The 16,055-nt window shown below is 43.8% G+C and carries 17 protein-coding genes; 14 read left to right on the top strand and 3 right to left on the bottom strand.

Annotation, left to right across the window (positions count from 1 at the left end):
- The first annotated feature begins 125 nt into the window (after positions 1–125).
- From ppiB to FE392_RS11715, 9 genes are all read left to right on the top strand, one after another.
- Positions 126–620 (top strand): peptidylprolyl isomerase B, encoded by a 495-nt coding sequence (gene ppiB, locus FE392_RS11755; RefSeq protein WP_319930411.1) that lies wholly within the window; start codon positions 126–128, stop codon positions 618–620.
- A 37-nt stretch (positions 621–657) separates the two neighbouring features.
- Positions 658–1,380 (top strand): UDP-2,3-diacylglucosamine diphosphatase, encoded by a 723-nt coding sequence (lpxH, locus tag FE392_RS11750; RefSeq protein WP_319930410.1) that lies wholly within the window; start codon positions 658–660, stop codon positions 1,378–1,380.
- A gap of 189 nt (positions 1,381–1,569) precedes the next feature.
- Positions 1,570–2,094 carry a 5-(carboxyamino)imidazole ribonucleotide mutase gene (gene purE, locus FE392_RS11745; protein ID WP_319930433.1) on the top strand — a complete coding sequence of 175 codons (525 nt, stop codon included), beginning with the start codon at positions 1,570–1,572 and terminating at the stop codon, positions 2,092–2,094.
- Positions 2,091–3,158: a 5-(carboxyamino)imidazole ribonucleotide synthase gene (gene purK, locus FE392_RS11740; RefSeq protein ID WP_319930409.1), complete on the top strand. Its 1,068-nt coding sequence runs from the start codon at positions 2,091–2,093 to the stop codon at positions 3,156–3,158. Before purE ends, purK begins: the two co-directional genes overlap by 4 nt.
- A 436-nt stretch (positions 3,159–3,594) precedes the next feature.
- Positions 3,595–4,659 carry a hypothetical protein gene (locus FE392_RS11735; protein ID WP_319930408.1) on the top strand — a complete coding sequence of 355 codons (1,065 nt, stop codon included), beginning with the start codon at positions 3,595–3,597 and terminating at the stop codon, positions 4,657–4,659.
- Between the two features lie 74 nt (positions 4,660–4,733).
- Complete coding sequence (locus tag FE392_RS11730; protein WP_319930407.1) at positions 4,734–5,063, top strand: hypothetical protein; 330 nt, start codon at positions 4,734–4,736, stop codon at positions 5,061–5,063.
- A gap of 259 nt (positions 5,064–5,322) precedes the next feature.
- Positions 5,323–6,135: an outer membrane protein OmpK gene (locus tag FE392_RS11725; RefSeq protein ID WP_319930406.1), complete on the top strand. Its 813-nt coding sequence runs from the start codon at positions 5,323–5,325 to the stop codon at positions 6,133–6,135.
- A gap of 46 nt (positions 6,136–6,181) precedes the next feature.
- Positions 6,182–7,435: an MFS transporter gene (locus tag FE392_RS11720; protein ID WP_319930405.1), complete on the top strand. Its 1,254-nt coding sequence runs from the start codon at positions 6,182–6,184 to the stop codon at positions 7,433–7,435.
- A 69-nt stretch (positions 7,436–7,504) separates the two neighbouring features.
- Positions 7,505–8,572, top strand: coding sequence for an LLM class flavin-dependent oxidoreductase (locus FE392_RS11715; RefSeq protein WP_319930404.1), 1,068 nt, complete (start codon positions 7,505–7,507; stop codon positions 8,570–8,572).
- 64 nt (positions 8,573–8,636) lie between these two features.
- Here the strand turns inward: FE392_RS11715 and ybbP are convergent, their stop codons facing one another.
- Both ybbP and ybbA read right to left on the bottom strand, forming a co-directional pair.
- Positions 8,637–11,069: a putative ABC transporter permease subunit YbbP gene (gene ybbP, locus FE392_RS11710; RefSeq protein WP_319930403.1), complete on the bottom strand. Its 2,433-nt coding sequence runs from the start codon at positions 11,067–11,069 to the stop codon at positions 8,637–8,639.
- Positions 11,066–11,752, bottom strand: coding sequence for a putative ABC transporter ATP-binding protein YbbA (ybbA, locus tag FE392_RS11705; RefSeq protein WP_319930402.1), 687 nt, complete (start codon positions 11,750–11,752; stop codon positions 11,066–11,068). Before ybbA ends, ybbP begins: the two co-directional genes overlap by 4 nt.
- Here ybbA and tesA point away from each other — a divergent pair.
- The 5 genes from tesA (at position 11,723) to FE392_RS11680 (ending at position 15,598) form a co-directional block, all read left to right on the top strand.
- A complete protein-coding gene (gene tesA / locus FE392_RS11700) occupies positions 11,723–12,355 on the top strand; it encodes a multifunctional acyl-CoA thioesterase I/protease I/lysophospholipase L1 (protein ID WP_319930401.1) in 633 nt (210 codons plus the stop codon). The two genes, ybbA and tesA, sit on opposite strands and share 30 nt — an antisense overlap.
- 64 nt (positions 12,356–12,419) lie before the next feature.
- A complete protein-coding gene (locus FE392_RS11695; RefSeq protein WP_319930400.1) occupies positions 12,420–13,196 on the top strand; it encodes an SDR family oxidoreductase in 777 nt (258 codons plus the stop codon).
- 88 nt (positions 13,197–13,284) lie between these two features.
- Positions 13,285–14,163 (top strand): tetratricopeptide repeat protein, encoded by an 879-nt coding sequence (locus FE392_RS11690; RefSeq protein WP_319930399.1) that lies wholly within the window; start codon positions 13,285–13,287, stop codon positions 14,161–14,163.
- 47 nt (positions 14,164–14,210) lie between these two features.
- Positions 14,211–15,140, top strand: a complete 930-nt coding sequence (locus FE392_RS11685) for an SPFH domain-containing protein (RefSeq protein ID WP_319930398.1) — start codon at positions 14,211–14,213, stop codon at positions 15,138–15,140.
- A 2-nt stretch (positions 15,141–15,142) separates the two neighbouring features.
- Positions 15,143–15,598 carry an NfeD family protein gene (locus tag FE392_RS11680; RefSeq protein ID WP_319930397.1) on the top strand — a complete coding sequence of 152 codons (456 nt, stop codon included), beginning with the start codon at positions 15,143–15,145 and terminating at the stop codon, positions 15,596–15,598.
- Here the strand turns inward: FE392_RS11680 and cueR are convergent.
- The gene (gene cueR, locus FE392_RS11675; RefSeq protein WP_319930432.1) at positions 15,595–15,999 is read right to left on the bottom strand and encodes a Cu(I)-responsive transcriptional regulator; all 405 of its coding nucleotides are present in this window, start codon (positions 15,997–15,999) and stop codon (positions 15,595–15,597) included. The genes FE392_RS11680 and cueR overlap by 4 nt on opposite strands.
- Positions 16,000–16,055 lie beyond the last annotated feature (56 nt).

Here is a 16,055-nt window from a genome sequence, read left to right as displayed (position 1 = left end):
CTTCTTTTGATGCGGCGTCTGATACAGCTTTCAGAATACTGACTCAAAATCGCAGATATGGTATAACAGCGTTCTCCGACACCCTGAAAACAGGGTCAATCAAAACTATTATTAGGATTTCTATTATGGTGACTTTCCACACCAATTTTGGCGATATCGTAATCAATACATTTGCAGATAAAGCGCCTGTAACTGTAGAAAACTTCTTAAGTTACTGTTCTGAAGGCTTTTATGATAATACAATCTTTCACCGTGTTATCAATGGCTTTATGATTCAGGGCGGTGGCTTTGAACCAGGCATGAACCAAAAAGTCACTAAGGCTCCAATCAAGAATGAAGCCAACAATGGCCTGAAAAATAACCGTGGCACTCTCGCGATGGCACGTACGAATGATCCACATTCCGCAACTGCCCAGTTCTTCATCAACGTTGTTGACAACGATTTCCTGAACTTCCGCTCAGAACGTCCTGATGGATGGGGTTACTGCGTATTCGCTGAAGTCGTTGAAGGCATGGACGTCGTTGATAAAATCAAAGGCATTTCCACTGGCCGCAGCGGCATGCACCAAGATGTACCACGTGAAGATGTGATCATCGAACGCGTTACTGTCAGCGAATAATCATTCTGAAAAAACTGAAAGAATAGTTAATCGTTACATGAGCACGCTGTTTATTGCAGATTTGCATCTCAGCCAGCAAGAACCGGCAATTACTGCCGGTTTTCTGCGTTTTTTACGTGAGGATGCAATCCATGCCGAAAGTCTTTATATCCTTGGTGATTTTTTTGATTACTGGATTGGTGATGATGATCCCAACCCACTTCACACTCAGATAGCCCAAGCACTCTATGAGTTGAAACAGAAAGGAGTTTCTTGTTATTTCATTCATGGTAACCGCGATTTCTTGCTGGGCTCCCGTTTTGCCAAAAACAGCGGCTTAATTTTGCTGCCACAGGAAAAAGTGTTGCAACTGTATGGCAAGCGTATCCTGATCCTGCATGGCGATACACTTTGCACCGATGATGTCAGTTATCAACAATACCGCAAGAAAGTCCATACTCCGTGGATACAGCGGCTATTTTTGTTGCTCCCTCTCTTTATCCGTTTGAAAATCGCCGCCAAAATGCGTGCCAACAGTCAATATGCCAACCGGCAAAAATCCGAATCTATTATGGATGTCAACCAGCAAACGGTGATTGAACATGTTGCACGGTATCAGGCCGATTGGATAATCCACGGGCATACTCATCGCCCGGCAATACATGACATTCAACTAGGAAATAAAACCGTGCATCGCGGGGTATTGGGAGCGTGGCATGATAAGGGATCAATGTTCAAGGTGACAGAAAACGACATTGAACTGATATCCTTCCCTTTTTGAATCTAGGATTAATTTTTTAAAAAAATAGCCAAATCAAAAAACGCAAACGTTTTCCTAACGGAATCTGCGTGATATGATCGCCTAACTTAAACATTATCCTTGTTCTGGTAGACAGCCTAATACAGGAGCATCTGATTTATGACGGCCAGCTCAGATCCCACAAACGCTATTTCCACAAACGCTATCTCAATGGCAGCCACTCAACACGATGCCACGCAATATCACGCTAAAATTGCCATTGTCATGGGTTCAAAAAGTGATTGGGCAACCATGCAACATGCCGCTGATATTTTGTCCGACCTTGCCATCCCCTTTCATGTTGAAATTGTTTCGGCACACCGGACACCAGATAAACTTTTCCGGTTTGCTGAACAAGCGAAAGAAAACGGTTTTGATGTCATTATCGCAGGTGCTGGTGGGGCAGCACATTTGCCGGGAATGTTGGCAGCCAAAACATTAGTTCCTGTATTTGGGGTTCCTGTTCAAAGTGCCGCGTTAAGTGGTGTTGATAGCCTGTATTCTATTGTCCAAATGCCAAAGGGCATTCCAGTCGGTACATTGGCAATTGGCAAAGCCGGTGCAGCAAATGCAGCATTGTTGGCAGCTCAGGTACTGGCTTTGCATGATGACGCCGTGTTTCAACGTTTATCAGCGTGGCGCCAGACACAAACACAGGATGTTTTGGATAATCCTGATCCACGGGAGGATGCATGAAACCCGTTTGCGTATTGGGAAATGGTCAGTTAGGCCGAATGCTGCGTCAGGCAGGAGAACCGTTGGGAATTGCTGTTTATCCTGTTGGATTGGATGCCGAGCCAGAAGCGGTTCCCTACCAGAGCAGTGTGATTACCGCAGAAATTGAACGCTGGCCAGAAACGGCATTAACGCGGGAATTAGCGCATCATAAGGCTTTTATCAATCGTGATATTTTCCCGCAATTAGCTGACCGCTTACCACAAAAGCAACTTATGGATAATTTAGGTCTGGCAACCGCACCGTGGAAACTGCTTTCCGATCCCAGTCAATGGCAGCAACTGTTTGCTGAATTAGGAGATTTTATCATTGTTAAGCGCCGGACAGGCGGCTACGATGGCCGTGGCCAATGGCGCATCCGACCGGGCGATGAAACTGAATTGCCCCCTGAAATTTACGGTGAATGCATTGTAGAGCAAGGCATTCCATTTTCAGGCGAAGTCTCTCTGGTTGGCGCCCGTAACGCCAAAGGTGAATCAGTATTCTATACATTGACTCACAATTTGCATCAGGACGGTATTTTGCGCACCAGCGTTGCGTTGCCTGATACAGATAAGAATTTACAGCAACAAGCAGAAAAAATGCTGTCAGCCATCATGGAGCGCCTGAACTATGTTGGTGTTATGGCGATGGAGTGCTTTATTGTGGGTGATAATTTGTTGATTAATGAATTAGCTCCACGGGTTCATAATAGCGGCCACTGGACGCAAAATGGTGCATCCATCAGTCAGTTTGAACTCCACCTGAGAGCCATTCTAAATCTCCCAATGCCGCAACCCGAAATATTTGCGCCATCAGTCATGATCAATTTGATAGGCACTGGAATAAATCCCGCATGGCTGAATCTGCCCTTGGTTCGTTTACATTGGTATGAAAAGGAAGTGCGCCCTGTTCGTAAAGTCGGTCATTTGAATATAGTTCATGCTGATTGCAATATATTAAAAGCAACCTTACAAAAATTAATCCCGTTATTGCCTGAGGAATATCAAAGCGGGTTGGAATGGGCACAAAATAAATTAAGTTAAATAATATTCCAAAAAAGCGGTAGTGCACCAAAATAGCTTACCGCTTATTATTTATAATACGCCTGCATCCATTGAAATTATGGATTTTCCAGAAATAACATTTAACTTTATTTTCACCACCTCATCGCACCAATTTCATTCCATATTAAAAACCAAAATATTTTATCCATATTATAAAATTTATACATATAACATCCATCTCAGTTCCCAATCGGACAGCTTTATTTAAAAAGAGCGATAACTTTAACTTATCAAGTGATAACCTATTTTCATTATAAGCTAATTTTTATTTAAGATATGGTTCATCACACATCATTAAAAATAAAAAATTAATTTACTGGGAATTGCCCTTCAGCAACAACTTTAACCTTTAATAAAACAAAAAATATAAAATAATAAAAATTACATTATCCAGTATTAAAAAAGGATATAAACAATGAAAATTAAATTCAAAAAATATTTATCTGTATTTATTATATTGATACCAACAGCTCTTTTTGCTTATAAGAAACCTGATTTGGAACTCTGTAGAAATATAAGTTTTACCAATAAGTTAACATACAAAGAGCCTAAGAGTGGCGAAGTTATAGCGAAAAGGCTTAATAAACGGTTTAACAATCTTGTCAATGAATGCAAAACACAAAGCAACCATAGCAGCCCAGCTTACGAGTGCAGTGGGATTTTATTGCAAGCAGTTGTATTAGATCAGCCCGAATTTTGGAAAGGTAACGAAGAAGCATTCTCTTATTTCCGTGCCGATCTTAACACTTATAAATTTTTTCATGACAGATTTATATCCTATGCTATTAATGGACGCGTTACATCCAGAAATCCATATGGAAAGCAGGCTTATGCTAAATGTGCTTATCCCCTTGACGGTGTCTCTCGTGAACGCCCATCGAAATACGAATATGAGAAGGGGTGCACAAGAAGTAAGTTATTCCCAAACATTCCAGGCCGTTGCTCTGCAAGAGGAATAACAACACTCGAAGAATGGAAAAAGGATTTCAATAAAATACCTACAGGTGATCACCCAAGGAGGTATGCCCATCAATGCTCTTTTGATTCTGACAGGATGACTGGAGCAAAAGATTTTGCATTAAATTTAGAAGCAAGAAGATCTATAAATCTTTCTCATGAAGAACGAGCTTATATTCAAAATGAAGTCGTCATAAGATCGTGGAAGAGTTTAAACTACAAACCTCAGGATATACCTATTGAAGCAATAATTTACACTGATTATTATAAAGACACAACCCTTCCAGGGACTCCTCTGAATTATGCCCAAGCTATGCAATGCGCATATACACGAGCAATCATCAATAATGCCTCACCCGGAAAAAGAATAAAATACCCAATCCCTATTATTTTCCTTGATTTACACCAACTAGTAATTGGTGGCCGCAATAATCTTTTTCAATACAAAGAAAGGGACCAACGAGTCAGAGTACCTTTACGAGGGAAAATCGTAACAACATTATATTTTATGAAGATGTTCTAATTAGAGCAATAAATAAAAATACATTCGCAGATTACCAACAAAAACCAGACTAAAAAACAAGAGAGATAATCATCATGATATATAAAAAACTCCTCAATTACGTTATATTCCTAGCCACTCTTTCTTTCTCCATTGGATTTGCCCACGCTCATTCCTGCTCTAAGGAAAGTAAAGGTTATATCGGCTCTATTCAATATTATAATGCTTCTTATAGCCCAACTTTCACATTATCAGGAGACTCAGATAACTGGATGCAATTATCTCCAAGCTACGGGATAAATACTGATTATGGCAGAGCATTATTCACTCTGTTACTTACTGCAAAATCTTCCGGGATACAAGTTGAAATAGAATGTAATAGCGGCATTGTTAATAAAATCACATTATCAGATGTTGATAGTTAATATAAAAAAAGTGAAACAGGTCATTTAACGCTATCAAAACCAGATTCATTTTTAATAAGGTACTGAAGTTAACATCAGTACCTTATTATAGTCTCTCTAAAATCAGAGAAAGCTATTTATAAAGTCGTGAAATGGAATGGCGATATTCATTTCAGTCAAATTACTGGTTTTAGTACTGGTTCTTCGCTAAGTATGACGTTAATTTATAGGACATAAAGGAAGTAACCTCATTGTCCATAAAATAACGAGGAGCAACTAAGTGCCATTTCTCACCCAGCAAGAAAAAAACAAAACATTCAGACCACGGCTGACGGCGAGTTCAGTGTTGCCTGCTATTTCATTATACTGTCTTTTTTCTCCGCCTGCGCAATCCAATGATTTTGTTAATTTTCAATCTATTGATACCAGCCTTTACGTTCAATTTGAAAACAAAATCGACCCTCAAAAAACCATTTCCCCCATTGTAGAAGCTTTTGGCGATTATAAAATCGGTGATATGTATGTTTACAGCATTTGGCAAAATGCTTTGCAGCATGACTATAACGGCGATAAAAGCACTTATTACTATAAATTTGTGCCAAGGCTTAGTGCCAGCAAAATTACAGGGTATGATTTTTCCTATGGCCCATTGAAAGATATCTTGTTCGCTCAATGGATTGCCAAGACCAAAAACATGAAATATGACTATTTCCCCGGTATCAGCCTTGATTGGCAGGTAGGCGGGTTCAGTTGGCTGCGTACTATCTTTTATGTTGAGAACAACGCCAAAGGCAGTTGGAACGACCAGCGTATCCATATTGATTACGGCATACCTTTCAATAATCGATTGGGTGATTTCCGTGTCGTCGGAACGTTCGATTACACTCTGGGGCGGCGGGACAATCCTGAGATGCTCGAATTCAAACCTGAGTTGCACTATGACTTAGGAAAACAATTGGGCTATCAATCAGGTCATCTTTGGACGGGCGTTGTCGTAAACCTTGGAAAAAATAAGTACAAAATTAAAGATACGCCTTACTTTCGCACCAATCAATTTAGCTATGGGATGTTTATTAGGTACAGCTTTTTCTAATAAACACTTAAGATAGTGCCGTTTTTAATTCCTTGATGGGGTCACAATGTCCACTCAACACGAGAAGTTCGGGCGCATTTATCAGTGGGTTGTGCTGATACTTTTAGGTATGGTCTATTTTTTATCCACCGCAACAACATTTACCTCATTGGGCGTTGTTCTTCCCAGCATGATTAATGAGTTGGGCTGGAGTTGGACTAATGCCGGTTTAGGCTTCACACTGCTTGGCTTGACTTGTGGGTTGTCCAGCTTCCTGCCAACGATATTTATTCGTAAGGTTGGTGTTCGTTTTACTTTGGCGATCGGCCTGCTGATTTTTTTGGCGGGTTTCTATAGTCTTTATAACACACACGCTATTTTATCGTACTTTATCGGTACGGCTCTGATTGGTGTCGGCTTTACTTTTTTGGCTACTGTTCCCGGTACTTATGTCATTTCACGCCTATATGAAAAACAATCCCTTGCCTTCGGTTTCTATTTTACGATTGGAGGATTGGGGGGTGTGATTGGCCCTTGGATCTATTTTCTCGCAACCCGTGTTTGGGGAACATGGCGAATGCATTGGATGATCTCCGCAATCGTACTGACCATTTTCGTGCTCCTGACAATTATTATTCTTCAGGAAGGAAAGCGGGAAATTGCCCATGCCAAGGCCGTAAACCAAAAACATTATAATCAGGACACCCCCAGCATTTATCGCACCCAACAACACTGGACTGTGCATCATGCATTGAGGACATGGCAATTTTATGTCATTGCCGCAAGCTACACGGCATTTTTATGGTGTGGTATTACCGTCAATAGTTTCGCCGTTGCCCATATCATTGAAAATGGTTTCAGTGAAGCTATCGCCGCAGGTTTATTAAGCTCGATGGCCTTTATCAATGCTTTTTCCCGATTGGCTGGCGGGGCAGTCGGCGAATGGATAGATCCCAAAAAATTACTGCTTGGCAGTCTGACGATTATCATTCTTGGCTTGATTGCACTCAGTATTGCGTCTTCCTGGCCGTTTTTAATTGCATTCGCGGTGTGTGTCGGTATGGGATATGGCGTGACGTTTCTTGCTTCCAGCGTTTTGTTGGCTAACTATTTTGGCCGCAAACCTTATCTGGAACTGTTTTCCATCATGAACCTGATTTCCACACTGGCTTGTCTGGCACCTTTCTTTACCGGAGCCATTAAAGACTATTCCGGCAGTTTTACTTTAGCATTTTTAATCATCATTATTCCTGTGTTAGTTGTTATTGTCGTCACGTTGCTGATGAAACCTCCCATTCAGAAACTGAGAGAACAGCCATAAAAAGAAGTTCAATTTACTGAATGGGGGGATAAATGAACTGAAACAACTCACACAAACAAGGAAATGATAATGTCGAAGAAAGAGTTCGGTGTATTTCTGCCCATCGCCAATGGTGGGTGGATAGTTTCCAAAAACACGCCTCCCTTGGATGCGTCTTATAAACAAAACCGTGAGGCTGCTATTCTTGCCGATCAAATCGGCCTTGACTACATTATGGCTATAGGCAAGTGGAAAGGTTTTGGCGGCGAAACTGATCACTGGGGCACTTCACTGGAAGCGGTTACGATGCTGTCCGGTATTGCAGAGGTCACACATCGCGCAAAATTGATAGCCACAGTCCATGCTGGTCTGCATAATCCGGCGGTTACAGCTAAAATGATTACCACGTTGGATCATATTAGCCAAGGGCGTGCAGGCCTGAATATTGTTTCCGGCTCATTCCGGGATGAGTTTGAGCAAATGGGAGCATGGGATGACAGCCTGGATCATACCCAACGCTACGCCATGACAACAGAATGGGCACAGCTTATCAAGCGGCTTTGGCGTGAAAAGCGAGTGGATCATGAGGGAACTTATTTTAACCTTAAACAATGTGTTTCTGAACCCAAGCCCCTTTCCAATCCTCGCCCTAGCCTATTTTGTGCCGGTCAATCCGAGCGGGGCCTTCGCTTCAGTGTACAAAATGCCGATGTTTGTTTTATCGGTGGCAGAGATGAAGCAGATACCCGGAAAATCAGTTTAAATGCCAAACGCATCGCCGCTGAATATAATAAAACAACCAAAACTTTCAGCTTGTGTACCATTATTTTCGCCGAAACAGATGCCCATGCAGAAACGCTCGCCCAACTTTATCGCCAAGGCGTGGATGTGGAGGGTGTCAAAAATATGATGAACAGTTATGGCCTTGATACGAGCGGAAAAAACATTGCGATGGTTGAGCGTTCCAAGCAGGCTTTTATGACTCAAACGATTATCGGAACGCCAGAAAATTGCTATAAGCAGTTGTCGAGTTTAATGCGCAATTGCGAACTGGATGGTGTTATGTTGATTTTCACCGATTATATCAAGGGATTGAAGATGTTTGGTGATCACATACTCCCTAGATTCAGGGAAGAATACTCTGAGAATGCCCGGTAATGACCTCCGGCAATGGGGAAGACATCCATTCAAAGCCTTCCCCATATCAAACCGGTTTTTCGCGTTACTCCGGCAAACGCCGGTACTGGCTTTGCCTCCGCAATAACCGAATTCCTAACCAACCACCACAGAGTGAGAGTAACAGGCTGCTCATGATGGGAAGCAAGATCCACATTTGCCATTGCGGTTGCCAAGGAAAATCAAAGACCTGAGTCTGCAATAACCAAAGTGCAACTTCAGCACCAAATGCCGCAGCTAAACCTGCCATAAAACCAAGCAGTGCAAATTCACTCCACAATGTACGACGCAATAGTTTTTTGCTCGCCCCCAAAGTGCGATACACCACCAATTCAAGCTGGCGCTGGCTCATGCCTACCTGAATTTGTGCCAGCAAAAGCAATGCGCCACAAATCATGACCAAGATAACCATAATCTCCAATGCCTTGCTGACTTGATGCAAAATGCCTTGTGCCTGTTTGACGATTGAGCCGATATCCAACATGCTGATAGTCGGAAAATGGCGATTGATCTCCGTCAGCAGCTTTCCGTTACCTTCATAATGGAAGCTGGTCAGCCACATTTTAGGCTGATTTTCCAATGTCTCTTTGGCTAAGATAAAAATGAAATTCGGGTTCACACTTTCCCAATCGACCTTACGGATACTGCTCACTGTGGCATGAAAAGTTCGGGTATCACCCGTGAATGTCAGTTGATCGCCCACATCAATTTTCAACCGTTCTGCAACGCCCTGTTCCAAGGAAACTTCGTTTGCTTTCGGTGGCCATGTTCCCTTGATAACGGTATTGAAAGGCGGCAGCGCTGATTTCCATGTTAAATTCAGTTCACGGCGCACTGTTGTACTATTGGGATGCTTTTTATCAGCCCATTCTATGGCAGATTGCCCATTTATCTCAGTTAAGCGTGCGAGGATAACGGGATAAAACTCGGTGGGTTTCACTTGGTGCTTAGCCAACAACTCATTAATCGACGTAATTTGTGGCTGAGTGATGTTAAGCAGGAAATAATTCGGGCTGTCAGGCGGTAATTGTTGTTGCCAACGATCCAACAAATCGCCTCTTGCCATGACAAGCAAAGCCAATAACATGAATGACAGAGAAAATGCCGCCAGTTGTGTCATGGTTTGAAATGGACGACAGATCAAACGGTTGACCGCCAGGCGCAAACTTAACTGGCGGAATGTCACTCGTCTCAGCAACCATAACCCGCCCCACCCCAATAACGCCAATAATAGCGCGATAATCAGAATGCCTGCCAACAATGACCACAACAGGGGCTTAGTGCCTGCCAGCAGTATCAATCCCCCGGTTAAAATCATGGCTACGACCGGCAGATAATAACGCAATGGCCAAATCGCGGCCGTTATGTCACTTCTCAATACCCGAGAGGGTTGAGTCGCCATGAGTTGATGATAAGGGCGAACCCCCACCAGCAAGGTAATCCCCAATAACGCTCCGATAGCCCATACCCAAGGCCACACTCCGGCTGCGGGTAGCATCTTGGGCAGCATTCCTGCCAAAATGCGAATCAGTGCTGATTCAAATATCAAACCTAAAACGGAACCCAGAACGATGGCAGCACTTAATATGACTAGCCATTGCCCGATGATCCACTGCCGCAAAGCCCAACGACCTGCTCCCAACGTTTTCAGGATGGCAACCAGATTATGCCGGCTGCGGCAATAATGACTCATTGAAACCGCCATAGCGGCCACGGCCAGCAGCAGGGTCAACAACGCCGACAGCAACAAAAATTGCTGGGCACGTTCGATGGATTGGCCCAATACACTATTGTCTTGCTCTAGCGTCAACCAGCGTTGATCGGCTTTTAATTGTGGATCCACAAATTGCCGGAATGATTCGATAGCATCCGGAGCACCGGAGAACATATAGCGATAGGTCAAACGGCTGCCCGGCTGAATTGCTCCCGTTGTTTCAGCATCAGCGATATTAATTAAAATTCGAGGTGATATCTGGAATGGGCTGAAACCACTATCCGGCTCTTGCAATAACTCTCCGCTGATCTTCAGTGTGGCATCTCCCACATCGAGATTATCGCCGACCTCAACGCCCAGCAATCTCAGGAGGCGGGGAGCAACCAGCACAGTACCTTGTTCTGGCCTTAATTTTGGGGGATTGGTTTCCAGCTCACCGTACAGCGGATAGCGGTTATCTGCCGCTTTCACTTGAGCCAATTGCGGAATATCCCCTGCATATGTCATGGTCGAAAATGAGATCTGGCGGCTCAAGGTCAGGCCTTGTTCCTGCGCCCTTTTCAGCCATGTTTCATCAACCGGATACGAAGCCCTTAAAACCAAATCACCCGCCAAAAAATCCCGGCTTTGATAATGCACACTCTGATCAATACGATCACTAATTCGGCCTAACGAAAGTACACAAGCCACGGCCAACGTCAGGGATAACCAAACAATCAGAAGAGAAGGCGTGCGCCATTCACGCCAAAACCAGCGCCAAATCATACTTCTTCCCTCAATTTTCCATCCACCAAACGCAAACGACGCTGACAGCGAGCAGCAAGTTGGCTGTCGTGAGTCACTAAAATCAATGTTGTGGAGTAATCATGGTTGAGGGAAAACAGCAAATCGGCGATGCGATCCCCTGTCTGCCGATCAAGGTTTCCTGTTGGTTCATCAGCAAACAAAATCTTAGGACGAGTACAGAATGCCCGTGCTAGCGCCACCCGCTGCTGTTCCCCTCCTGAAAGCTGGGCTGGCATGTGTTTCAGGCGTTTTCCCAGCCCCAGTTGTTCGAGTAATTCAATGGCCTGTTGTCGGCTTTTATTTTCCGCCTCTCCCCGCAACAATGCAGGAAGCTGCACATTTTCCAATGCGTTCAAGGTCGGAATCAGCATAAATGATTGAAATACAAAACCGACATTTTCTGCCCGTAACTGTGCCCGCTGCTCTTCATTCATCCGGCTGATATTCTGTCCCAATAAATGAACATCACCTGCATTGCCATCATCCAATCCCGCGATGATCCCCAATAGGGTTGATTTACCGGATCCTGATTCACCAATTAATGCAATTGTTTGTGCTGGCTCGACAATCAGCTCAACACCTTGCAATATATTAATTACCTGTTCCCCTTGACCAACGTGTTTAGTGAGATGATGAACTTCAAGAATATTTTCTACAGCCATGTATTTTTCCTTTTATTATTGTTGCTATGCAGCGCCAGAGCAGCAGCGGCTGATACCTTGCTGATATTGGGCGATAGTCTCAGTGCCGGATACCGTTTGCCTGTTGAACAATCCTGGCCTTCTCTGCTGGCAAAACAGTGGCAACAAGCCGGTAAAAAAACAGTTATTGTCAATGGCAGTATCAGTGGCAATACCGCCTCTCAGGGACTTGAACGCCTGCCTGAATTACTGAAACAGCACAAACCCAAGTGGGTTTTGCTAGAGCTTGGCGGCAATGACGGCCTGCGTGGTTTTCCTATTCAAAACATAGAACAAGATTTGCAACAGGGCATTACCTTGATTAAGCAAGCTGGGGTACAGCCTTTGCTAATGCAAATCAGAATTTCACCTAATTATGGGAAACGCTATACCGAATCCTTTGCAAAAATTTATCCAGCCCTGGCTGAGCGCAACCAAATTCCCTTACTGCCATTTTTCATGGAACAGGTTGCTGACAAACCAGAGTGGATGCAGGATGACGGGTTACACCCTAATAAAAATGCTCAACCCTTTATTGCAAATTGGATGTCCCATCACCTATCAAAATACATCAATCATCCTTAAGTAAGGATGTTTCTCAATAGTAATCATTTATTTCCATAATTGATGCAAAAAAACAGGTAAAGTTATGCAAAAAGCAATTCTCATTACTGGATGTTCTAGTGGAATTGGATTGTCTGCTGCGAAGGCACTGCACCAACGTGGTTATCGTGTACTCGCAGCCTGCCGTCAGGCCGCCGATTTGGCACGCATGAGTGAATTGGGGTTTGAACCGGTTGAATTGGATTTAGATAATAAGGAAAGCGTTGAGCTTGCAGCCAAAAAAGTCATCGAATTAACCGGTGGCCGTTTGTTTGGCCTTTTCAATAATGGCGGATTCGGTGTTTATGGGCCTTTGGAAAGTGTTTCCCGCGAGCAAATGGAAAAGCAGTTTTCCACTAACTTTTTTGGTACCCACCAGTTAACTTGCCTGTTATTGCCAGCCATACGCGCTTATGGTGAAGGAAGAATTGTCCAGACCAGCTCAGTAATGGGGCTTATTTCTACCCCTCGCCGTGGTGCTTATGCCGCCAGTAAATATGCGCTCGAAGCATGGTCTGATGCGTTGCGGGGGGAATTGGCAAACACAAATATCAAAGTCAGCCTGTTGGAACCAGGCCCAATCCATACGCGTTTTACAGATAATGTAAACCAAACACAGCAAGATAATCCTGTCGAAAACCCGGGGCTTGCCAGCCGTTTTACCCTAAAGCCTGAAGATGTTGTCTCTAAACTCATTCACGCACTGGAAAGTCCCAATCCGAAATTACGCTATCCTGTTACATTATTGACTCACGCAGTAAAAGTGTTACGTCGTATACTCCCTGAAAAATGGCTGGACAAAATTATTCGTTGGCAAAGCTAATGAACAGCCAATGAACATTGAAAAACGAATAAATGAGCCTTATTTATTGGTATAAACCTTGCAACGAAGAACCAGAGAGGAATGCCCAATGGAAGCTACACTGAATACAAACAGTAACGCAGGTTATATTGTTAACATTGATGAATCCAATATTGCTGAAATAGTTCAACAATCACTTAATCAACTCGTCGTATTCTATTTCTGGTCTCCGCAAGACCTTCATTGCCATGAATTAGAAGCCACTCTTGATAAGATAGCGCATGAGCATGCCGGGCAATTTATTTTGGCAAAAGTTAACAGCCTCCAGCTTCCCCATATCACGGCACAATTTGGCATACGTGGTTTACCTACAACCATGTTTGTGCAAGAAGCCCGCCCTGTGCATGCCTTTGAAGGCATCCAGTCTGATGAATCAATCAGAAACATGTTCGCTCAGATTCTCGGTCAGGAAGAAAAATCACCGCTGGAACAAATCAATGAGCTGCTTGCCACTGGCAACAATCAGGAAGCCTTAGTTTTATTGAAAACACTCCATCAGGAAGATCCGCAGGATACGCATGTCATTTTGCTGTTGGCTCAAGTTCACTTAACTTTAAATCACCTCGATGACGCCCAAAATCTGTTGGATACCGTGCCATTGGAAGAGCAGGACGAGCATTATCATGAATTGCTGGAAGGTATTAAGTCCCTAAGAGAAGCGGCTGATTCACCCGAGATCCAACAACTTCAACAAGAACTGGCAACCCAACCAGAAAATGCAGAATTAGCTATTAAACTTGCGGCTAAATTACACGAAGTTGGTCGTAATGAAGAAGCACTTGAGTTGCTGTTTGGTTTTCTGAAAAAAGATCTTGCTGCTGCGGATGGTGCAGTGAAAAAGATGTTGATGGATATCATTTCTACTTTGGGCTCCGGAGATTCTCTGGCATCTAAATACCGTCGTCATGTATACTCTTTGCTCTATTAAGTAAGAAACGTTTATATATCCCATAATTAGCTAATAAGGGAATTATTATGGATTTACTCTCTTTCGGTGCTGTACCGATTTTAATCATTATTGCTGTCGTTATCGTTTTTACTTGTGTGAAGACCGTTCCACAAGGCTATCAATGGACTGTTGAACGCTTCGGCCGCTATACCCGTACATTGACACCCGGCCTGCATATTATTATGCCATTCGTCGATCGTATCGGTCGCAGAATCAATATGATGGAACAGGTATTGGATATCCCATCGCAAGAAGTCATTTCCCGCGATAACGCCAATGTCACCATTGATGCCGTCTGCTTTATTCAGGTAGTTGATCCTGTGCGTGCAGCCTATGAGGTCAGTAATCTGGAGTTGTCCATCATTAACCTGACCATGACCAACTTCCGTACGGTGCTGGGTTCAATGGAGTTGGACGAAATGTTATCCCAGCGTGATTCCATTAACAGTCGCCTGCTGACAATCGTCGATGAAGCCACTAACCCTTGGGGCGTCAAAATAACGCGTATTGAGATCCGTGATGTACGTCCTCCCAAGGAGCTGATCTCTGCGATGAATGCCCAGATGAAAGCAGAACGTACCAAACGTGCAGACATCCTTGAGGCGGAAGGTGTTCGTCAGGCCGCGATTTTGAAAGCTGAAGGGGAAAAACAGTCACAAATTCTGAAAGCAGAAGGTGAACGTCAATCCGCTTTCCTTCAGGCAGAAGCCCGTGAACGTGCGGCTGAAGCAGAAGCACGCGCCACCAAAATGGTTTCTGATGCGATTGCGAGTGGTGATATGCAGGCAATTAATTACTTTGTTGCCCAGAAATACACAGATGCCCTGACTAACATTGGTGCCTCCAATAACAGTAAAGTCATTATGATGCCGCTGGAAGCCAGTAACTTAATGGGTGCCATCGGGGGTATTGCTGAGTTAATTAATGAAAGCAAAAAGAGCAAACAGGATAAATAACCATGATTGAACAGATAGCCGCTCAACCAGTCTGGTTCTGGCTCTGTTTTGGTGGCTTGCTTCTGATTGCCGAATTACTGGGCACGGGTGGATATCTTTTGTGGACAGGGACAGCCGCGGTTGTTGTTGCCCTGCTCACATGGATTTTCCCCAATATGGCCTGGGAACTGCAAGGTGTCCTATTTGCTGTCCTGACCTTAGTTTCTGTTATTGCGTGGCGCGGTTGGTTGCGCCGCCGCCCGCAGAAAGCAAGCGATAAGACCCTCAATCAGAAAAATCATCAGTTAATCGGTATCCGTACTCACTTAATTGCAGATACCGAAAATGGCTATGGACGAGTCAAATTGGCCGATGGCAGTTGGCGTGTTCACTGTAACCAAGAACTCCCGGCTAATACCGAAGTGGAAATTGTTGCCGTTGACGGCATCACCTTACAGGTCAGGCCCGTTCGCCATTAAGCGTGATGCACGCAACTACCCGATAAGTGCTCAATGATGGGGCAATCCGCCCCATCATCTCCCGGGCAATCCGCCGCCAAGACCAGCAATTTTTTCTTTATTTTTTGTAATTCAGCGATGGTCTTTTCTATTTCAGCCACTTTTTGCAAAGTCGCTGTCTTTACATCTGCACTGTGACGACTGGGATTGCGGAATAATCGCAATAACTCACGGCATTCTTCCAATGTAAACCCAACCTCTTTTGCCTGACGAAGAAGCATCAGCTCCTCAATATGCTTTTGTTGATAATAGCGATAGCCGTTATCTCCCCGCATTGGCGCAGTGATAAGATCTTTTTCTTCATAAAACCGGATAGCTTTGCTGGTTAAACCCGTTTTTTGGGCAATTTCACTAATGTTCATCATTCCCCCTTGACCTTCCCCTTGCAGGAAGGTTTAGCCTTAATGATAAGTATACT

Source organism: Xenorhabdus santafensis (assembly GCF_033949405.1).
GTDB classification, from domain to species: Bacteria; Pseudomonadota; Gammaproteobacteria; order Enterobacterales; family Enterobacteriaceae; genus Xenorhabdus; species Xenorhabdus santafensis.
The sequence above is the reverse complement of the archived record's forward strand: the minus strand, read 5'-3'. Positions and strand labels throughout refer to the sequence as shown.

Excerpts from the sequence above, each read along its gene's own strand:
- FE392_RS11685 (WP_319930398.1), top strand. The coding sequence starts at position 14,211 with ATGGATTTACTCTCTTTCGGTGCTGTACCGATTTTAATCATTATTGCT.
- ybbP (WP_319930403.1), bottom strand. The coding sequence starts at position 11,069 with ATGATTTGGCGCTGGTTTTGGCGTGAATGGCGCACGCCTTCTCTTCTG.
- FE392_RS11715 (WP_319930404.1), top strand. The coding sequence starts at position 7,505 with ATGTCGAAGAAAGAGTTCGGTGTATTTCTGCCCATCGCCAATGGTGGG.
- FE392_RS11690 (WP_319930399.1), top strand. The coding sequence starts at position 13,285 with ATGGAAGCTACACTGAATACAAACAGTAACGCAGGTTATATTGTTAAC.
- FE392_RS11695 (WP_319930400.1), top strand. The coding sequence starts at position 12,420 with ATGCAAAAAGCAATTCTCATTACTGGATGTTCTAGTGGAATTGGATTG.
- FE392_RS11735 (WP_319930408.1), top strand. The coding sequence starts at position 3,595 with ATGAAAATTAAATTCAAAAAATATTTATCTGTATTTATTATATTGATA.
- lpxH (WP_319930410.1), top strand. The coding sequence starts at position 658 with ATGAGCACGCTGTTTATTGCAGATTTGCATCTCAGCCAGCAAGAACCG.
- tesA (WP_319930401.1), top strand. The coding sequence starts at position 11,723 with ATGAACTTCAAGAATATTTTCTACAGCCATGTATTTTTCCTTTTATTA.
- FE392_RS11730 (WP_319930407.1), top strand. The coding sequence starts at position 4,734 with ATGATATATAAAAAACTCCTCAATTACGTTATATTCCTAGCCACTCTT.
- ppiB (WP_319930411.1), top strand. The coding sequence starts at position 126 with ATGGTGACTTTCCACACCAATTTTGGCGATATCGTAATCAATACATTT.
- purE (WP_319930433.1), top strand. The coding sequence starts at position 1,570 with ATGGCAGCCACTCAACACGATGCCACGCAATATCACGCTAAAATTGCC.
- ybbA (WP_319930402.1), bottom strand. The coding sequence starts at position 11,752 with ATGGCTGTAGAAAATATTCTTGAAGTTCATCATCTCACTAAACACGTT.
- purK (WP_319930409.1), top strand. The coding sequence starts at position 2,091 with ATGAAACCCGTTTGCGTATTGGGAAATGGTCAGTTAGGCCGAATGCTG.
- FE392_RS11720 (WP_319930405.1), top strand. The coding sequence starts at position 6,182 with ATGTCCACTCAACACGAGAAGTTCGGGCGCATTTATCAGTGGGTTGTG.
- FE392_RS11680 (WP_319930397.1), top strand. The coding sequence starts at position 15,143 with ATGATTGAACAGATAGCCGCTCAACCAGTCTGGTTCTGGCTCTGTTTT.
- cueR (WP_319930432.1), bottom strand. The coding sequence starts at position 15,999 with ATGAACATTAGTGAAATTGCCCAAAAAACGGGTTTAACCAGCAAAGCT.